The organism is Cryobacterium sp. TmT2-59 (genome assembly GCF_004403545.1).
Lineage (GTDB): Bacteria > Actinomycetota > Actinomycetes > Actinomycetales > Microbacteriaceae > Cryobacterium > Cryobacterium shii.
Window position 1 is genome coordinate 1 of the sequence record NZ_SOGM01000054.1, and the last position, 17580, is coordinate 17580.

Sequence of the window (17580 nt, forward strand, 5' to 3'; positions counted from 1 at the left end):
GTCGCACCGAAGCGACGAAAACGCCCGTCGCAGGGTCGAGATCAACGTCCTCGACCACCGTCTTGTCGACACCGAGCAAGGTCCGCCATATTGTTAGAGATCGCACGCCATTTTCCCGCCTATAAAGTTTCTTTCCTTGACAGTCAGAAACCTAGACAGGAAGCGGCGTGCGGCCGTTAAAGCGCTCCGAAAGACCCACAGATGCAGCAGGAGAGCCAATTTTTTGTTCGCTTGATCCATCAAGGTGATCGGCGAATCCGAGCCTTACTCCGCATAGACGGTCGTCATCTCCGCTCTCGGCACGTCCAAGTTCAAGGCCCGGAACCCGACCAGTGCGTTGGCGATGCGGTCATCATGGAGCGCGCGAAACGCCAGGTCCGCGTCATCCATGGCTTTCCGCTGATCCTTCCCCAAGGAGAGGTCGATCGTTCGGTACCCCAGGGACATGTCGAGGCCACTGGACTTGGACTTGGCTAGATAGGCGGTGGCGTCCTTGATCAGATGGAAACGGCTGGCACCTATGAGGGCGGTGGCCTCGGCATCGATGAGTTCTTGGCAGAGAGTTTCCGTCGCGACGCGGATGCGATCGGGGACACGGGTGAGCTTGAGTTCCGCGAGGAGGTCAAGCTGGGCAGACTGGTCTAGAGCCATCGTGTGATGTGTCTTTCTGGGAGGAACTTTGAACGGTTCTCGCTGACCATCGCACGGTGATTTCCTACGTTGTTAATCCAACGATCGAAACCCGGGAACTACGCTACTCAGGGGGACGCAACCAAGCGGTCTGGCACCACGCCATCCTCGCCCTCGTCCGGCGTATGAAGCCGGCGCGACGACGGCGATCAAACCCTCGCGTCATCAAACGCAAGGTCTCGAAGTGGCCCGCCAAGCGCTTCCACCACACGCACTGGCCACAACCCCTCCACGAGCCAGAAATCACCACTCAAACTCTTAACTGAACGATATTGCGGCTTAGTCCTGCTACGCCGCATGGCTGGACACCAAGCTGGCATAGACGACAACGTTGTCTGGATACGTACGAGTGGTTTCGTTGAACTCTCCACCGCAGGTGATCAGTCGCAGTCCCGCATGGTCAGTGTTGCCGTAGACGGTGAACTGCGGAAACTCATCTTTCGAATATTCTTCCACTCCGTCGACCACGAACACGGCCACTGTCGCATCGGCTCGAGTAACCAAAATCTCATCGCCGGGACGCATATCGCCAAGTCGGTAAAACACCGCGCGCCCCTGCACTCTGGAGTCGACGTGACCCAAGATGACGGAGGGTCCGATCGCGCCAGGGGTGGGCGAGCCGGTGTACCAGCCGGCAGGAGAGGCTTCGTCCAACGACGGCGTCTGCACCGTGCCGTCAGGATTCAGTCCCAATTGCATCAGGACGGAGTCCACTTCAATCGCGGGGATGTTGATTTGGGTGGGCTCGGAGGCGGTCAAGGTCGGGCCAACAACCTGGTCAACCCGCGGAGTCGGCGGCGCGGAGAGGGGCTCCCGTGAGGGCGTATCGGAGACGGGCTTCTGAGCGGGAGCCGCCACGGCGGCCGAGGCTGGTGGTCGTGGAGGAGGAGGGTTGCCCCACAGGGCGAAACCGGTCGCCGTACAGCCGACGGTGAAGAGCAGAACCGTCGCCGCGGTAGCCAGACGGCTACCGCGGCGACGGTTCCCAGCCGGGTTTATCACCGGCGATCAAACGATCTCAACCTCACGCGGCAAGGCGCCGACGAATCATCACCGCGCCACCTGCCGCGGTCAGGAACACGGCACCGAGGGCGAGAAGGCCAATGTCAGCACCGCTTGAGGTGCCGCCACCGCCGGTTTGCACNCCGAGGGCGAGAAGGCCAATGTCAGCACCGCTTGAGGTGCCGCCACCGCCGGTTTGCACGCCACCGTCAGGCATGTTCGCTTGCGACGCGCTCAGCGCGCCGCACAGAGCCGGCGACGTTGCTGCCAGGGGCAGACTCGGAACCAAGTCACTTTTTGCGTCCTGTGCCGCTTTCGTCAACGTGGCCGGGTCTAGACCGTGGACCACCACAACAGCCGTTCCTGCCTCTAGCGAGGCCGCGGTGGCGGCATCCAGAGTGAAGGTTCGGTTAAAGTCGTAGTTTGCACCCATCCCGGCAAGCGTTAGATCAGTTCCGGCCGCCGGACTCGTGTCGCCGCTGGTGGACAACGTTGTGCCAATCTCTCCGTAAGACGGCTGACCTTCGGTCGTGCTGATCACACCGTCTCCATTGGTGTCAGCTGCGGTGGTGGGACATTCCCCCTTCGCACCGATGTGGATGTGCTGTACGTGCGGGTACGGCTTACCGTCGAAGGTCTCGGCCAGACCTTTGACGGTCTGGGTGACTGTGGCCTGGTCGCCGGATACCTGGATGGAGAAGGTGCCGCTGCCGTTGCTGCCGTTGATCGAATCGAGCGTCCCCTGGTAGGACGCGTCACCAGTGGCTGCAAGGGCTGGGCCACCAGTCAAGACGGCCACGCCCAGAGCAAACGCGGGCACAAACAACACTGCTGTTTTCTTATTCATCAGAATCCTTCGCTAGGAGGTAGGTGCGAAAACAAACATGGAGAGAAAAACACGAGCATTATTCGGCCAATCCTTTGCGCAAACGACTTTTTTGTCAAGAGCTGCTGGGCGTTCGTGAGTCGACCCGCCTGTCTGCAAGCCCTGCGTGCACAGCAATCGGCGCGGCTTCCCAAAGCCATCAAGACGAAGAACACGACGACGACCATACTCAGCTACCTCACAAAGTCCGAGGTCGACGCGCTCTTGGCCGTGCCCGATCAGAACACGGTGACCGGGCGGCGAGATCACGTGATGATACTGGTCTTTTCGACCGGACTCCGCGTCAGAGAGCTGATCGGGTTGACCCAGCAAGATCTACAGCTCAGCACCCCTGTGCACCTGCTTTGTCACGGCAAAGGCCGCAAGGACCGCATCACGCCGCTCAACAAGGAGACCACGCGCGCCCTCCGAACGCTTCGCGCCGCGAGGCCCGACGCGCTTCCACGCGACCCCATATTCACAGCGCAAGGCAGCTCCAGAGCGCTCGGGCGCGATGCGATCGCGGCTCGACTTCGCCTCTACTGCGCCGCCGCAACCGCCACCAGCCCGAGCCTGAAGAACAAAACGATCACTCCACACACGCTGCGACACACGACAGCGATGAGGATGCTCGAAGCCGGCATCGACATCACCACAATCGCCCTTTGGCTTGGCCACGAATCCACTCAGGCCACCCAGGCCTACCTACACGCCGACCTCGGCATGAAAGAACGCGCCCTGGCATGAATCGCGCCCCTCGGAAGCACCAGCCACAGGTTCGTCCCCACCGGACCGCTGCTTGAATTCCTAGAAGCGCTCTAATCATGCCGACGTATGCGCCCCGGATATTCCTTTGATCAAGACTTTCCAGAAAACATCGGCATAACCCGAACGTCGAGATAATCGATGTAGTGCGTATCCGCTCAGCTCAGCCTCGCTTTGCTGCTGCCGGGCCTTCGGCCACGATCTCGGCCCTGGTGGACGGCGGATGGTGACTGCTGAGGCCGAGGAGGGTTTGAAACGCGGCCATCGGCGTGCGTCGTCGGTTGTATCGAAAGATGAACTCGTCCAGGTAGACCTGCAGATGCTCGGCGCTCACGCCGCGGTGCGTGCCGCGGAGCCAAGACTTGAAGTTCGAGATCGCCCGGTGCGCCCGCGGCAAGACCGGGTCGATATCGCCGTCACGCTTGGCTTTAGCCTGACTGCGCGGGCGGTGCACGTAGCCCTTGCTCGCCAGCTTCGCGTAGCCTTGCCAGCCGTCGGTATGTACGATCGCTCCCGCCGCCACGGTCCGTTCGATGAACCCAGACAACGTCGCCGCGGTCGCGTCGTCGATTAGCTCGATCCGTATGCGACCTGAACCGGTGCCTCTCACCTCTACCGCGATGATCCCGGTGGAGGCCTTCGCGATTGCGCTGCGCCCGCCGCTCCTGCCCTTCTCCACACCGCCGATCTCGAACTCATCAACCTCGACCTCACCGGAGAGCAAGCCCCGGTCAGGGGCGACCATTGCGCGGCGCAGCTTGTGCAGCATCGTCCACGCCGTGTCGTACCGACTCAACGCAAGTTGGCGTTGCAACTGTCTTGCCGACATCCCTGGAGTGCCGGTAGCCATCAAGTACGCCGCCCAGAACCACAACCGCAACGACAACCGGGTCTTGTGCATCACGGTCCCGGCCGTCACCGACACCTGATACCTGCACTCGACGCACTGCCACAGCCGTCGGGTGGCGATCGGATACGCGTCGCGGCCCCCGCAACGCGGGCACGTGAACCCCTCCGGCCATCGACTCTCAAAGAGATAGTCCAGGCACGCCTGCTCATCCACGAACCACTCCTGGAACGCCAGAATCGAACGCGGAAAATCAGGTTTGGGCACACCTCACTCTAGCTGAGCTAAGCGGATACGCACTATCGATGTTATGCAGACGTCTGCATAACATCTAGCTCATCAATTCCGACCTGAAAAGCAGCGCCCTGGCCCACCTGCCCTCGGGCGTGTTCGCGGCCAACGCGGCCTGGCTCGTCCTGGCCGTGATCGCCTTCAACCTCACCCGCGCCACCGCCACAACCGCCGGCACCGGCCTGGCCCGGGCAACGACCGCGACCATCCGCCGAAAACTCATCAACATCCCCCCGAGGATCGCCTCGTCAGCCCGGCGGATCACCCTGCACCTGCCCGAGAACTGGCCCTGGGAAACCGGTTGGACCCGCCTCTTCGACCACGCCTTCGCACCACCCAGCCCCGCGGCAGCTCAGTTCACGCCGACGCGATCATGGACCGCATCGTCCACAACACCATCTGGGTCGAGACCGGCGGCCACAACATGCGAGAGCACACCGCCGGCCAGGTCACGGCATAAAGCCTCGCGCGGTCGGGCGTCGCTGGCCCCCGACCGCGCGACAGCCTGGCACCACCAGGCAATACCCGCGACCCCCGAAGGCAATATTCAACGACCCCCGAACCCGCAAATACTCACGCGGCATCGTTCGGCCGAACTCGAGGCTGAATTGGTACACATGAGTGTCGGTCCAGCCGAAGACGACCTGGAGCACCTGATGCACCCGGTCGAGGGTCAGGTCCGACGGAAGGGTGAGGCGGCGCCAGAGCGGGGGTGTCGCGCCGACCAGATCGACCCGGATGCGAAACTGCGCCGGAGTCGCGGGTGATTCCAGCAACGGCAGCGGGCGCACGGTCTGCGCGCCGCTGCCAAACCCGCCGCCGAACGGGTTCGTCATGGCATCCATGACGAACGCCAGGATGGCGAACCGCTCGGCTCGGGTCTTGTTTCCTGTGCGGGAGCACGAATCAGGGCCAGGCTTCTTGCTCACAGCCTTCTTCTTCGTCATCTCACCGAGTCTAGAAGGCGAAGGGTTCGCGGCAGAGATAATTATCGCTCGGGCCTAATCGAGCTGTAGCGCCAGTCGGAGTGCCTCGTCGATCTCGTCCATCTCGGCCCGGCTGACGTGGCCCACGAGGTTGCCCAGGCGTTCCGGCGCGACCGCAGCGGTCTGTTCGACGAGCACCTGCGTGCGTTCGCTGCCGATCTTGATTGTCGGCCGAAAGCTCTGGGGCCGGGCCGAACGGGAGGTGGGCACAACCAGAACGGTAGAGAGGGAAAGGTCGTCCGATTGAACGATGATGGCGTAGCGGACACCGGCTAGTTCATGGCCAAGGACTCCTCGCGGCGCGGTCAAGCGGTGGATGTCACCACGCACGCAGGTCATCCATCTCTGCAAGGACGGCGCGACTCTCGGCACGGTCGGCGTCGTCCTCCAACAGAGCGGCCGACTCGTATCGCATCTTTTCGCGCCGACGCAGGCGAGCTGCATCGACCAGCGCCTGCCGGATGGCCGTCGACACAGTCGATCCGTCTGCCGTCAGCTCGTCCAAAGCCCGCTGCGCGCGTTCATCCGTTCGGAAATTGATCACCGCCATAACGACATCATAAGACAGTGTGTAAGACGAATCCACTACAAATAAAGACCCCTACCGCACCCGCCGCAACCGGATCGGACCCTTCGCCGTCGAGGGATCGACCACCGTCCCGCCCTGCGTGATCTGCAGTTCACCGCGGGCGACCAAGCGGCGTGCGGCTCGGCGGGCCGGCTCCATGAGGTCGCACCACCCCTCGCCGCCGACCACTTTCGCCGCCTCGGAGGGGCAGATCGTGGCATCCTGCGCCCGCGCACCGAGCAGGGTGGCGATGCTCTCTTCAAGCCGGAGGTCGGTCGCGCTCACTCCGCGCCCGCGGCACGCGGCCGAGCAGTACTTCACCGAATCCCAGTTGTCGGCCCACTTCGCGCGCCACTCGATGCGCCGCCCACAGGAGGCGCAGGTCTTGTCCGCCCGGCCACCGGCGGCGTCCGGGTCGGCGGGTTTGCGTTGACGGTGGGCCATGCCTTCTATCCTGCGGGATTGCGGGGTCGAGCGGGGTCGAGCGCGGTCCGGCGACCGCACGTGACGAATCCGGCGCGCATCCGTCATATTAATGACGGATGCCACAGCCCGCGACCGCCCAGACCGCCCCAACCCGCAGGGCGATAGGCTTCCCGCACATGAACCCGAAGGAAACCCCGTGACGAGCACCGACCCCGCGAGTGCCGAACGACGGCGCGCAGCTGCCGTAGCCAACCGTGGCCGCAACGTCGAGGTGGACGGGCAGCAGTTCACCGTGCACTCCATGGCGAGCGCGTCGCGTGCGCCGGAGTCGGAGCACGAGTCGGAGGCGGAGCCCGAGCCGCCGACCTACCTGCTGGTGCACGGCATTGGGGCGTCGCACCGCTACTACCGGCGGATCCAGCAGCGCCTGGCCCTCACCGGGCACACCCATTCGCTCGACCTTCCCGGATTCGGCGGCACCCGCAAGCCCGGACGACCGCTCGGGATCGAGGAATACGGCGCCCTGCTCGGCCGGCTGATGGATCAACTCGAGGTGCCGCGCGCGGTCGTGGTCGGCCATTCGATGGGCGCCCAATTCGCCACGGAGCTGGCCCGGCAACGCCCGGATGCCGTCCCCCGCCTGGTTCTGATCGGCGCCGTCACCGATCCCCGCCGGGCCACGGCCGTGCAACAGGCGATGGGCCTGACCCGCGATGTGGTCAAGGAGCCGCCGTCGGGCAACCTGATCGTCTTCCGCGACTACCTCGAGTGCGGCCCGCGTTGGTTCTCCACCGAGCTCGTCCCCATGCTCGACTACCGCACCGACCTGGCCCTCGGCGACGTGCGCTCCCCCACCCTCGTGATCCGGGGCGCCAACGATCCCGTCTCGGGCAGCGCCTGGTGTGCGGCGCTGGCCGCCGCCGCGCCGGACGGGCATTTCCGGGAAATCGCGGGCCACCGCCACCTGGTGCACCACAGCGCCGCCGCGCAGACCGCCGCCATCATCGTGGAACACGCCCAGCGGCATCCGTCGGTCACCGGGCCGGCCCCACACACCGCGCAATCCACACACACCCAGCAATCCCCCGGCACCCGGCCCGCCCCATGATTCGCCGTCTGCTGATTCGCCCTCTGCGCGATGCCCGATGGTGGATGCTCGACTACGTCTACGCGGTGAAGAGGCAGACCCGCGCCGCCCTCTCCCGCGCCCAGCCGGCGGACTTCCGCTCCGGGGCCGGCGCGCCAATCGTGATCATCCCCGGGGTGTACGAATCCTGGGCATTCATGCGACCGCTGATCCGAATTCTGCACGACCACGGGTATCCGGTGCACGTGGTGGCGGCGCTGGGCCGCAACCGCCGTTCCCTGGCGGATGCCGCCGCGACCGTCGCCGCCTACCTCGAGCGGGAGAACCTGACCGGCGTCATCATCGTGGCGCACAGCAAGGGCGGCCTGATCGGCAAACAGCTGATGACGACCCACGACCCCGACGGCCGGGTGAGCGGCATGACCGCGATCAGTGTCCCCTTCGCCGGATCCCGCTATGCGCGCTACCTGGTCGTGCCGAGCATCCGTGCTTTCGCCCCCACCAACGCCGCCCTGCACGACCTCGGCCTGGACCACCGGGTCAACGACCGGATCGTGTCCATCTACGGAGAGTTCGACCCGCACATCCCCGAGGGCAGTGAACTCGTCGGTGCCCGCAACATCCGGCTGCGCGTCGGCGGGCACTTCCGCATCCTCGGCGACCCGAGGACCGTGCGGGCTGTGCTCGACGCGGTGACGGATGCCGCGAAGCCGGCGCTCTGACCCCGCGGGGTAGCTCGTCGGGCCGGCCTGGGCGCAACCGATCTCGCTCGGCGAACTCGGCCTAACTGAGGGAGAATGGAATCCTCATGAAGACTCTCCTCAATGTGATCTGGCTCGTGTTCTCGGGCTTCTGGCTGTTCCTCGGCTACATGCTGGCGGCCCTGATCATGTTCGTGCTCATCATCACCATCCCCTGGGGAATCGCGGCGGCGCGGATCGGTTTCTATGCGCTCTGGCCGTTCGGCAAGACCGTGGTCGACACACCGGGCGCGGGCGTCGGGTCGCTCCTCGGCAACGTCGTCTGGGTGGTGCTGGCCGGCTGGTGGATCGCCCTCGGGCACCTGATGTCGGGCATCGCGCTCTGCATCACGATCATCGGTATCCCGTTCGGGATCGCCAACTTCAAGCTGATCCCCGTGGCGCTGATGCCGCTCGGCAAGCAGATCGTCGACATTCCCTAAGCGGTCAATCGACGATCCGCTGGTCAGATGCTGACCGCGGGCTGAGGGGACCCGGCGCGCAGAATCGGCGCCGGAACCGAATTGTTGAGCGAATCCTGAACGATGGCGGCGCCGATCGGGCCGAGCAGCAGAAGCAGCCAGAACGCGCCGGCACGGCTGAATCCGGTGGTCTCCTGGACGCCCACGGCGAACTTCCACAGCCACCAGTAGCTGATGATGGGGAGAATGACCAGCCACGTCGTCGGGATCCTGCTGGGCGCGACGAGGTTGATCTCGTTCTTGGTCTTCGCGAACCAAACCAGTGCGTAGATGCCGAAGGTGACGAAGGGCAGGAGCAGCGGCGCTGCAGGACTACGACGTTTCATGTGATTCTGTTCCCCCTAAGATTGCACTGAGGTACCAGCGTGGCAGCCGTGCCCGCAGGCCCCCGGAAGTTCGCGCCCCCAGTTCGGGCCGGCCGCCGACAGTGACACTCAGCCCACGCGACGGGCTACTCGTACACGTCCCGGCGATGGCCGACGGTGACCACGACCACCACGAGGATGTCGTTGCGAATGGTGTAGATAATCCGATAGTTGCCCACCCGCACCCGATAGCCGTCCCGTCCCTGCAGCGCTCTAGCCCCGGGCGGGCGAGGGTCTTCGCCCAGCAGGGCGATGGCGCCTTGTACCCGACCACGGTCCTGCGGATAAATGCGCCGCAAGGCTTTGACCGCTGCCGGGCGCAATTCGATCCGGTACTTGCTCACATCCAGCCGAGATCCGCTTTGACCTGCTCCCAGGGAATGTTGTCGCCCTCGTCGGCCATCGCCGCATCAAACGCCGCGACATCCTCAGCATCCTCAAGCGCTTCTAGCATTCGCGCGTACTGTTCGGGGCTCACGAGCACCGCAGCGACCTTTCCGCGACGCTCCAGGAAGACGGCCTCTGTGCTGGCCTGGGCGATCAACTCGGGTAGGCGCGCCCTGGCGTCGGTGACGCTCGACTTCGACATGCCCCAAATGTACATCAACGTGATCGCGATGTACATGTGCGCACCACTAGTTCGGGTTGTGCTGCCTGACCGACAGTGACCCGTGACCGGGCGCGACGACACATTTCGCGGCGTAGATCGGGACTCCGCCGTGCTCCGCTGTCTGGGTGAGGACGAGGACCGCCGCTGCCGGCTCGATGTTCAGCAGTTTCGCTCGCGTGGGGCCAGCGTCGGTCGCGACGATCTGGCACACGCCGTTCGTGAAGACGTGGCCGTTGGCCTGCATGGATGCAAGGAGCGTGCGTGGTTCGGCGGCGAGCTCCGAGAGTTCGGATGCGATTCGCTCGCTCACATCGGTGAGGTAGCGCCCCGCGGGGAGATGCTCTTGAACGGTGGCAACGGGAACGCCATCCTGCAGCAAGACGCTCTCGCGGATCCAGGCGTTGGCAGCCGGGTCGAGGGAGAGCCGGTGGGACACGAAGTCCGTCACCCCTTCCAATTCGAAGCGCACCGGCTGGACAGTCAACGTCATGTTCGGGTCGGCCAAGGCGATCTCAAATGGCCGCAGCTGCTCCAGGCCGCCGTGCGGGATGGAGTCCGTGACGAATCGCCCCACTCCGCGACGGGTGACCAGTAACCCGTCTTCTTCGAGGAGCATCAGCGCCTCGCGTACGGGTGTGCGGCTGACGCCGAGCATTGCCGAGAGCTCTGTCTCCCTCGGCAGCATTTCGCCCAGCCGGAACACGCCAGAGCGGATTCCATCCGCGAGCCGGGTGTAGACGGCGACTCGAATCGGCTGGCCGACGGTGAGGTGGAGCTGCTGGTGCAAGAACGGGTGCGGTTCCAAACGGGTCGTCACGAGACCTCCTTGTCAACGCCGAACGTACCACATTTGATATGTGACCTGAGAGGTATAACCTCATACTTGAGAGACGAAGGAGTCACCATGAGTTCAACCACAACGAGGGCCGGATCACCGTCAACGACGAAGGTTCTGTATCCCCCCACGCGCAGCACTCCGCACATCGATCCGAAGGGGGTGGACATCGCCGAGACGATCCTCCTTCCGGGGGACCCGCTGAGAGCGAAGTTCATCGCCGAGACATACTTCGACGACATCCGCTGCTTCAACGAGGTTCGCAACATGTTGGGTTTCACGGGCACTTACCGAGGGCGCCCCGTGTCCGTGATGGGCACGGGTATGGGCATCCCCTCCATCTCGCTCTACAGCTACGAGCTGATCCACTTCTTCGGGGTCAAGAACCTGATCCGGGTGGGCAGCTGCGGCGCCATGCAGGAGAACATGGAGCTCTACGACGTGGTTATCGCCCAGGGCGCGTCAACCGACTCCAACTACCTGAACCAGTTCAACCTGCCCGGTGCATGGGCGCCGCTGTCGTCGTACCGGCTGCTCGAGCACGCCAAACGGATCGCCGACGAGCGCGGTCAACGCACCCACGTGGGCAATGTGCTCTCGTCCGACCTGTTCTACGGCGCCGATCCCGACGCCATGGGGAAGTGGATGAAGATGGGCATCCTGGCCGCCGAGATGGAGTCGGCAGGGCTGTTCGCCAACGCCGCGGCCGCGGGCGTCGATGCGCTTGGCATCTTCACTGTCAGCGACCACCTCGTCACCAACGCCAGGACCACCCCCGAGGAACGGCAGACCGCCTTCACCGGAATGATCGAGATCGCGCTGGAACTGATCTGATGAGCACCGCGACTCACTCCCCGCGTCCGACCCAGGTCTTCACACCGACCCGGGCCGTCCCCATCCTGCTGTTCCTCTTCGTGTTTTCCCTGGTGCTGGACAATGGCTTCAAGTTCATGTCGCCGGCACTGGCACAGAGTCTCAACCTGCCCGTCAACACCGTCAGCCTGCAAGCCACTCTGACCGGCATCCTGATCGGTATCGGTGCCGTGGTCTACGCCGCGCTGGCCGACTCGATCAGCATCCGGAAACTCATCATTTTCGCGATCCTCGTGATGACGATCGGGTCGATCGTCGGCTTCGTCTTCCAGACCAACTTCTGGCTGATCCTGGTCGGCCGGCTGATCCAGACCGCCGGCCTGGCGGCCGCCGAGACGCTCTACGTGATCTACGTCACCAAGCATTTCAGGGGCGACGAGCAGAAGAAATACCTGGGCTTCAGCACCGCAGCCTTCCAGCTGTCGCTCCTGATCGGCACCGTCGGCAGCGGCTTCATCGCCACCTACATCGGCTGGGCGGCCTTCTTCCTGGTCACCTTGCTTTCCCTGCTGACCATCCCGGTCGTGCTCCGTACGGTTGCCGCTGAGGCAACGAATGAGGGCCACGTGGACGTGTTCGGGCTTTTCCTGATCGCGGTGTTCGCCACCGGCATCATCCTGTTCATGCAGAACTTCAACTTGTTGTACCTGATGCCAGTCGTCGCGGGGCTGATTTTATTCATCTGGCACATCCGAACCCACGACAACGCCGTGATCACCATCGCGTTCTTCGCCAACGCCCAATACTCGCTGATGATCATCGTGGTGTTCGTCATCTACTCGGTCCAGCTGGGCTACACCTTCCTCTTCCCGTTCCTGGTATCCGACATCTACGGCTACAACCTCGGAGAGGTCTCCCTGCTGCTGATCCCCGGCTATATCGCCGCCGTGATAGTCGGCTCGGCCACCGGCAAAATCGCCCGGGTCCTCACATCCAAGCAGGCCATCACCACGGCGTTGATCGTGATCATCGCCTCGATGCTGATCCCGGCTCTGGTGGTGGACAAGTGGATCGGGATCTTCGTGATCTCGATGATCTTGTTCGGGATGGGCTTCGCGTTGATGTACGGCCCCCTCGTGTCGACCGCCATTGGGCGGGTGCCGGTCGAGAACTCCGGTATCGCCATCGGCTTCTACAACCTCACCATCAACATTGCCGTGCCGATCGGCATCGCCTACACCGCGGCCCTGATGAACCTGAAGCCCAACCTGCTCGGGGGCATCGCCGGCACCGATCAGGCGTCTTCTTACGCAACGGTGTTGTTGATTCTCGCGGCGGTCGCCGCCCTCGGCCTGGTGCTCTACCGCGTCTTCGTCGTTGTCCTGGAACGCCAGGGCGAACCCGAAACCGCACCCGCACCCGCACCCGCACCCGTCACCAACTAAGGACACACCATGATTTCCGCCCCCACCATCCCCCTCAGCGCGGCCATCGTCGCCCAGCACATCGACCACACCCTCCTGAAGCCCGAGGCCACCGCAGCAGACGTGACCGCGCTCATCGCCGAGGCCGTCGAGCTCGGCACCTACTCGGTCTGTGTCTCCCCGTCGATGCTGCCGCTGCGCATCCCCGCCGGCGCGGACCTCAAGGTTGCGGTTGTCTGCGGGTTCCCCAGCGGCAAGCACCACAGCGCCATCAAGGCCGCCGAGGCCGCCCTTTCCATCGAGCAGGGCGCGGACGAGGTCGACATGGTCATCGACATCGGCGCCGTCAAGGCCGGCCGGTTCTCGGAGGTGCAGGCCGACATCGCGGCCGTGCGCGCGAGCGTTCCCGCACCGAAGGTGCTCAAGGTGATCATCGAATCCGCTGCGCTGACCGATGCCGAGATCGTCGGCGCGTGCCAGGCATCCGTCGCCGCGGGCGCCGACTTCGTGAAGACCTCCACCGGCTTCCACCCCGCCGGCGGCGCGACCGTGCACGCCGTTCGCCTGATGAAGCAGACTGTGGGCGACCGGGCCGAGGTGAAGGCGTCGGGCGGTGTGCACAGCTTCGAAGAGGCCGCGGCACTGATCGAGGCCGGCGCGACCCGTCTGGGTGTCTCCGGTAGCGCCGCGCTGCTCTCCGGCGCCACCCACGCCGAAAGCGCCGGGGGCTACTGACTGCCGGCCGGGCTCGCACCTTCCATCGTGTGCGAGCCTGGCCCGCGAGCTCCTACCGGCTGACCGAAACGTCGATCAGCACCTTCCCGACCACTCCGCTCTCGACCAGCGCATGGGCATCCGCCGTGTGCGCGAGGTCGGTGCGGTGCAGGGGCAGCCCCGACTCCTCCCCCACAGCAAGTGCGCCGTCGACGAGGGCCGCGTTGATGTCCTCGGCCGCCGCCCGAATCACGTCGGCACCCACCGTGTAGAGCAGCACGAACTGATAGCGCACGTTAAGGCTGAAGTGCTGGCGCACGTCGAGCGTCACCTGGTCGCCGCCGTTGTTGGCGTAGACCGCGATCGAACCACGATTACGGATGACGGCCAGGTCCAGCCACGAATTCTGGGCTGGCGCGACCTCCACGATCAGGTCCACCCCCTCCGGTGCGATCGCCCGGATCTGTTCGACGACGTCCGGGTCGGTGTAGGTGAGCACGTGTTGTGCACCTGCCGCCGTGGCGAGCGCCGCTTTCGCCGGCCCGCTCACGGTCGTGACAACGGATGCCCCCGCCCACCGGGCCAGCTGGATCGCCGCGTGCCCGACCGCACCCGCTCCGCCGGCCACGAGCACCACCTTGCCGGCCAGTGCGCCCGGGTGCAGCCGCCGCGGTCCGTCTTCGGCCACCGTCAGCGCGCGGTACGCGGTGATGGCCGGAACGCCGAGGCTCGCGCCCTGGTCAAAGCTCGCATTCGCCGGCAGCACGAAGACGCGCTCCGCGGGAAGCACCGCGTGCTCCTGGGCCGAGCCGCTGTTCGCGCGCTGGTAGGCGGCGAGCGCCAGCCACACCCGGTCGCCCACCGAGACGTGCTGCACGCCGGAGCCGACCGCCTCCACGATGCCAGCGCCATCCTGGCCGGGCACGACGTCGTCAAACGCGAGCGCCTGGCCCGGTGCCGAGCCGCGGCGCGACTTCCAGTCGGTGGGGTTCACGCCGCTGACCACGGTCCGCACCCGCACCTCGTCAGCTCCGGGTTCGGTCACCGGCCGATCAACGAGCTGGAGCACGGACGGGTCACCGGTCTGGCTGTACACAATGGACTTCATGTCAGGGGTAACACGAACAGCACCGCGATGTTTCCCAATCGGACGACTTCGCCTGGGAAATGGGCACCTACGCCACTGGCGCCTTAGTCGCAAAGTACTCATAGAGGCTCGACTCGATTGGGCTCGCCAGGCCAAGCGTCATGGAGACCACATCGTCCCCACTCTCGCCGGACATTTTCGTCTGGCGAGCATCCTGAGATTTGGCTGTGCCGAGATAGAAGAAGTCAGTTCCCTCTGCATCGTCTTTCTTCGCGAATACGTGAAGCGGGAGGCGATTCTCCACAATCGCCTTCACCTCGCCACTCGCGAGTGTTCGCCTGCTCCGCGTGTACCAGGTCAGGGTTGACGGGTTGAGGAACTCATCTTCATACTTCGTGCTCTCAGACACGTCTGACCCCTTGTGATAGGTCACAAAAATCGGGCAACTGTTCGAGAAGTAGTCGACTTTGTATCCGTAGATGGTGCTTTGCTGATTCGACTGCCAATTGAGCAAACGGCAGACGTCTTTGCGAGAGTAGCGTTGACCGATTTCAAGCTGCCCGCTCCACCTGTATCGGTGGCGCGCAAGATACAGTCCCGCGTCTACGACATCGCGAACGTGTATCTGGAAGAGCGCCCCTGCACCCCATGCCTCCGCGAATTTCTCGCTGAGGTAGTAGGCCCCATCGTGAAGAGAGACGATCGGGACGGCACCGAACTTCGTGGCTTCTGCTTCGGTGAAGAAAGTCAGGCTCAGTACGGCCAAGACGGAATTGAGAGTCGCCTGGTCGCTGGCCAGCCCGTTCCCGCCAAGCGCAGTTTGAAAGTGCTCAACCGTCACTCCGCCAGGATGCGACAGCAGCTTTTCGAGAAGAAGCAGCTCATGGGGCCGCTTTCCGTTGAGTAGCTCTCCGGAGAGGAACGTCAGAACCGCATCTTCGAAGGCGCCGGCCGATACATCCGTCGCACCGACCTTATTCAGGAATCTCCAATAGTTCTTCTGCTTAGTTGCAATGACCATCGGGTCGACGGTGTCGAAGCGGGCGAAGTCCATGAGTAGCGGCGATCGACCGAGGCGGTTCTTGAGGTCGACGAATGATTTTTTGAGGTTTGACATGCTGTCAAGAGTTGTAGTCGCCAGGGAAGCAAAAATCTTCTCTCTCGAAATCGCGTCAAAGTTCACGCTTGAGAGTCCAGCTATCGCTCCAGCTTCTTGCGCATCGATGATCTTCTTACGAATCGAATCCTTGTTTAGGGTGCTGTCACCGAAGAGCGCGATAGGGATCAGGTAGTTGTTGTCGTAGTTGCCAATGAAGTCGATCACCACGAGGTGGTCTTTGCCGGCGGCCTTGCGCAGTCCTCGCCCCAGCTGCTGAGTGAAAACGATGCTCGATAGCGTCTGTCGGAGCATGACCACCTGGTTGACAGACGGGATGTCGATACCCTCGTTGAAAATATCGACAGTCACGATGTAGTCGAGTTAACCCCGCTCCAGCATCTGCACAGCCAGCTCGCGCTCCTCGACCGAGTGTTTCCCGCTCAAAGCGCGAGTTCTTAGTTGCCGTCCATGGACAGCCCGATTGTTAAGAATTCCCGAGAGCTCAGCCGCTTCGGCATTCTTGCTGCAGAAGATCAACCCTTTGACCGGAACACCGGCGTGGCCATATTTTTCGATGGTCGACACGAGATGATCCACGCGTTCAGAAGCGACCAACCGGCTGAGGTCCGAGACCTGATCGATGACTTCGCCGGTCGACTTAATGTAGTCCGTGACGCCGTAGTAGTGGAACGGCGCCAACATGTCGGCCTCGAGCGCCTTCTGCAAACGAATCTCGTAAGGCACGTTGAAGTCGAACAACTCAAAGACGTTGAACTCATCCGTGCGCTCCGGAGTTGCTGTCATCCCGAGAAGGAATGCCGGCTCAAGGTGATCGATGAGCGTGCGGTAGCTCGCGGCGCCAGCTCGGTGGACTTCGTCGATAAGAACGTAGTCAAAGGCGTCAGGCTCAATCGCTCGAAGATTCTCTGGCCGAGAAAGCGACTGAATCGATGCGAACACATAGCGACGATCGAGCTCCTTCTTCGAACCAACAAACTTGCCGAAGTCGCTGTCCGGGGCACTGAGAACGCGCTTGAACTCATCAATCGCCCGGTCGAGAATCTGCTCTCGATGCACGACGAACAACATTCGTTCGGGCGCGTATGCCCGCACGTCGAGCGCGGAGAGGATTGTCTTTCCTGTCCCTGTCGCCGAAATTACAACGGCACGGCTCTCCCCGGCATCCCGCAACGTCTGAATCTCGGCGAGTGCTTCTACTTGCATTGAGTTTGGGAAGATCCTTCCCATTGGCAGCTCATCGCCGGGCAACTCGACCGATGTAGATCCCTGAAAGGCCTGGGGCTGTGGAGCCCACGTCAGTGCATATTCGTCAATCCATTTCCGCGTCAAGTTGGTCGACGCATCCATGTGTGCCTGCACGGCGCGCTTCAACTGCTGCACAATATCCCCATCAGGCAGGGCCGAAAAGCGCAGATTCCATTCCTGGTTCCTCAGCATCGCCGAGGCGGTCAAATTGGAGCTGCCAACGATCGCTGTGGTACTCGACTCCTGCTCGAATATGTACCCTTTTGCGTGGAACCCAGCAGCGGAGTCTGGATACACGTAGACATCTACGCCATCGAGGTTGAGGAGCTCACGGAACGCGGCAGGCGAGTTGAATCCGAGATAGGTCGATGTGATGATCGTGCCCATTCCTCGGTAGTCAAGGAGTGCCTGTTTGAGCAGGGCAATCGCGCTTGGCGTGATGAATGCGACCGAGAATACGAAGTTGCGCGATCGCTTGAGCTCGTCGAGGATCGCTTTCAGCATCGTCTCCCTACGTGTCAGGGTTGGGTGAGGCCAGCAGCTAACAGCAAGTCCGCCGCATGACGTAGGGCGAGAACCAGGAACCGATCCACCATGCCCAGCCCATCTTTGATCGCC

Annotated in this window: 22 protein-coding genes and 1 pseudogene; 8 read left to right on the plus strand and 15 right to left on the minus strand. The window is 63.3% G+C overall.

Annotated elements, in window-relative coordinates; translation table 11 throughout:
- Positions 1 to 264: 264 nt before the first annotated feature.
- The 3 genes from E3T24_RS17515 to E3T24_RS17975 form a co-directional block, all read right to left on the minus strand.
- Positions 265 to 651, minus strand: a complete 387-nt coding sequence (locus tag E3T24_RS17515; protein ID WP_174776160.1) for a hypothetical protein — start codon at positions 649 to 651, stop codon at positions 265 to 267.
- Positions 652 to 978: 327 nt separating this feature from the next.
- Positions 979 to 1449, minus strand: coding sequence for a class F sortase (locus E3T24_RS09060; RefSeq protein ID WP_134403369.1), 471 nt, complete (start codon positions 1447 to 1449; stop codon positions 979 to 981).
- Between the two features lie 265 nt (positions 1450 to 1714).
- Positions 1715 to 2539, minus strand: a complete 825-nt coding sequence (locus E3T24_RS17975; protein ID WP_134434528.1) for a hypothetical protein — start codon at positions 2537 to 2539, stop codon at positions 1715 to 1717.
- Between the two features lie 114 nt (positions 2540 to 2653).
- Here E3T24_RS17975 and E3T24_RS17335 point away from each other — a divergent pair, with 114 nt between their 5' ends.
- On the plus strand, positions 2654 to 3304 hold the full coding sequence (locus E3T24_RS17335; RefSeq protein WP_166789067.1) for a tyrosine-type recombinase/integrase: 651 nt from the start codon (positions 2654 to 2656) through the stop codon (positions 3302 to 3304).
- A 181-nt stretch (positions 3305 to 3485) separates the two neighbouring features.
- Here E3T24_RS17335 and E3T24_RS09075 read toward each other — a convergent pair whose 3' ends face one another.
- Entirely contained in the window at positions 3486 to 4436 is a 951-nt protein-coding gene (locus E3T24_RS09075; protein ID WP_134403368.1) for an IS1595 family transposase, read from the minus strand.
- 71 nt (positions 4437 to 4507) lie between these two features.
- Here E3T24_RS09075 and E3T24_RS09080 point away from each other — a divergent pair.
- Positions 4508 to 4783: pseudogene (locus E3T24_RS09080) on the plus strand (transposase); the annotation flags it as partial.
- Positions 4784 to 4909: 126 nt separating this feature from the next.
- On the opposite strand, the gene E3T24_RS09085 reads toward E3T24_RS09080, so the two are convergent.
- The 4 genes from E3T24_RS09085 to E3T24_RS09100 are packed head-to-tail and all read right to left on the minus strand — an operon-like array spanning position 4910 to position 6458.
- Positions 4910 to 5407: a plasmid pRiA4b ORF-3 family protein gene (locus tag E3T24_RS09085; RefSeq protein WP_241976253.1), complete on the minus strand. Its 498-nt coding sequence runs from the start codon at positions 5405 to 5407 to the stop codon at positions 4910 to 4912.
- A gap of 54 nt (positions 5408 to 5461) precedes the next feature.
- Positions 5462 to 5785: a type II toxin-antitoxin system PemK/MazF family toxin gene (locus E3T24_RS09090; protein WP_241976251.1), complete on the minus strand. Its 324-nt coding sequence runs from the start codon at positions 5783 to 5785 to the stop codon at positions 5462 to 5464.
- Entirely contained in the window at positions 5766 to 5996 is a 231-nt protein-coding gene (locus E3T24_RS09095; RefSeq protein ID WP_134365502.1) for a hypothetical protein, read from the minus strand. Before E3T24_RS09095 ends, E3T24_RS09090 begins: the two co-directional genes overlap by 20 nt.
- A gap of 51 nt (positions 5997 to 6047) precedes the next feature.
- Positions 6048 to 6458, minus strand: a complete 411-nt coding sequence (locus E3T24_RS09100; RefSeq protein ID WP_134365503.1) for a DUF2256 and DUF3253 domain-containing protein — start codon at positions 6456 to 6458, stop codon at positions 6048 to 6050.
- A 178-nt stretch (positions 6459 to 6636) separates the two neighbouring features.
- On the opposite strand from E3T24_RS09100, the gene E3T24_RS09105 reads away from it, so the two are divergent.
- From E3T24_RS09105 to E3T24_RS09115, 3 genes are all read left to right on the plus strand, one after another.
- Complete coding sequence (locus E3T24_RS09105) at positions 6637 to 7548, plus strand: alpha/beta hydrolase (protein ID WP_166789194.1); 912 nt, start codon at positions 6637 to 6639, stop codon at positions 7546 to 7548.
- Positions 7545 to 8249 carry an alpha/beta hydrolase gene (locus E3T24_RS09110; protein WP_174235706.1) on the plus strand — a complete coding sequence of 235 codons (705 nt, stop codon included), beginning with the start codon at positions 7545 to 7547 and terminating at the stop codon, positions 8247 to 8249. Before E3T24_RS09105 ends, E3T24_RS09110 begins: the two co-directional genes overlap by 4 nt.
- Positions 8250 to 8335: 86 nt before the next feature.
- Positions 8336 to 8710, plus strand: coding sequence for a YccF domain-containing protein (locus E3T24_RS09115; protein ID WP_134403366.1), 375 nt, complete (start codon positions 8336 to 8338; stop codon positions 8708 to 8710).
- 23 nt (positions 8711 to 8733) lie between these two features.
- On the opposite strand, the gene E3T24_RS09120 is transcribed toward E3T24_RS09115, so the two are convergent.
- From E3T24_RS09120 to E3T24_RS09135, 4 genes are all read right to left on the minus strand, one after another.
- A complete protein-coding gene (locus E3T24_RS09120) occupies positions 8734 to 9075 on the minus strand; it encodes a DUF4234 domain-containing protein (protein WP_134365506.1) in 342 nt (113 codons plus the stop codon).
- Positions 9076 to 9200: 125 nt separating this feature from the next.
- A complete protein-coding gene (locus tag E3T24_RS09125; RefSeq protein WP_134434530.1) occupies positions 9201 to 9458 on the minus strand; it encodes a type II toxin-antitoxin system RelE/ParE family toxin in 258 nt (85 codons plus the stop codon).
- Entirely contained in the window at positions 9455 to 9739 is a 285-nt protein-coding gene (locus E3T24_RS09130) for a type II toxin-antitoxin system Phd/YefM family antitoxin (RefSeq protein ID WP_241976249.1), read from the minus strand. The genes E3T24_RS09125 and E3T24_RS09130 overlap by 4 nt, the downstream gene beginning before the upstream one ends.
- A 10-nt stretch (positions 9740 to 9749) precedes the next feature.
- Complete coding sequence (locus E3T24_RS09135; protein WP_134365508.1) at positions 9750 to 10541, minus strand: GntR family transcriptional regulator; 792 nt, start codon at positions 10539 to 10541, stop codon at positions 9750 to 9752.
- An 87-nt stretch (positions 10542 to 10628) separates the two neighbouring features.
- Between E3T24_RS09135 and deoD the strand changes: the two genes are divergently transcribed.
- The 3 genes from deoD to deoC are packed head-to-tail and all read left to right on the plus strand — an operon-like array spanning position 10629 to position 13531.
- Positions 10629 to 11393 carry a purine-nucleoside phosphorylase gene (deoD, locus tag E3T24_RS09140; protein ID WP_134403363.1) on the plus strand — a complete coding sequence of 255 codons (765 nt, stop codon included), beginning with the start codon at positions 10629 to 10631 and terminating at the stop codon, positions 11391 to 11393.
- On the plus strand, positions 11393 to 12817 hold the full coding sequence (locus tag E3T24_RS09145) for an MFS transporter (protein WP_134411069.1): 1425 nt from the start codon (positions 11393 to 11395) through the stop codon (positions 12815 to 12817). Before deoD ends, E3T24_RS09145 begins: the two co-directional genes overlap by 1 nt.
- Before the next feature lie 9 nt (positions 12818 to 12826).
- Positions 12827 to 13531: a deoxyribose-phosphate aldolase gene (gene deoC, locus E3T24_RS09150; RefSeq protein ID WP_134403361.1), complete on the plus strand. Its 705-nt coding sequence runs from the start codon at positions 12827 to 12829 to the stop codon at positions 13529 to 13531.
- A gap of 52 nt (positions 13532 to 13583) precedes the next feature.
- Here the strand turns inward: deoC and E3T24_RS09155 are convergent, their stop codons facing one another.
- The 3 genes from E3T24_RS09155 to E3T24_RS17990 form a co-directional block, all read right to left on the minus strand.
- Entirely contained in the window at positions 13584 to 14618 is a 1035-nt protein-coding gene (locus tag E3T24_RS09155) for an NADPH:quinone reductase (RefSeq protein ID WP_134403360.1), read from the minus strand.
- Between the two features lie 67 nt (positions 14619 to 14685).
- Entirely contained in the window at positions 14686 to 16065 is a 1380-nt protein-coding gene (locus E3T24_RS17985; RefSeq protein WP_241978665.1) for a DUF3427 domain-containing protein, read from the minus strand.
- 12 nt (positions 16066 to 16077) lie between these two features.
- Positions 16078 to 17466, minus strand: coding sequence for a DEAD/DEAH box helicase family protein (locus E3T24_RS17990; protein WP_241978666.1), 1389 nt, complete (start codon positions 17464 to 17466; stop codon positions 16078 to 16080).
- Positions 17467 to 17580: the final 114 nt, after the last annotated feature.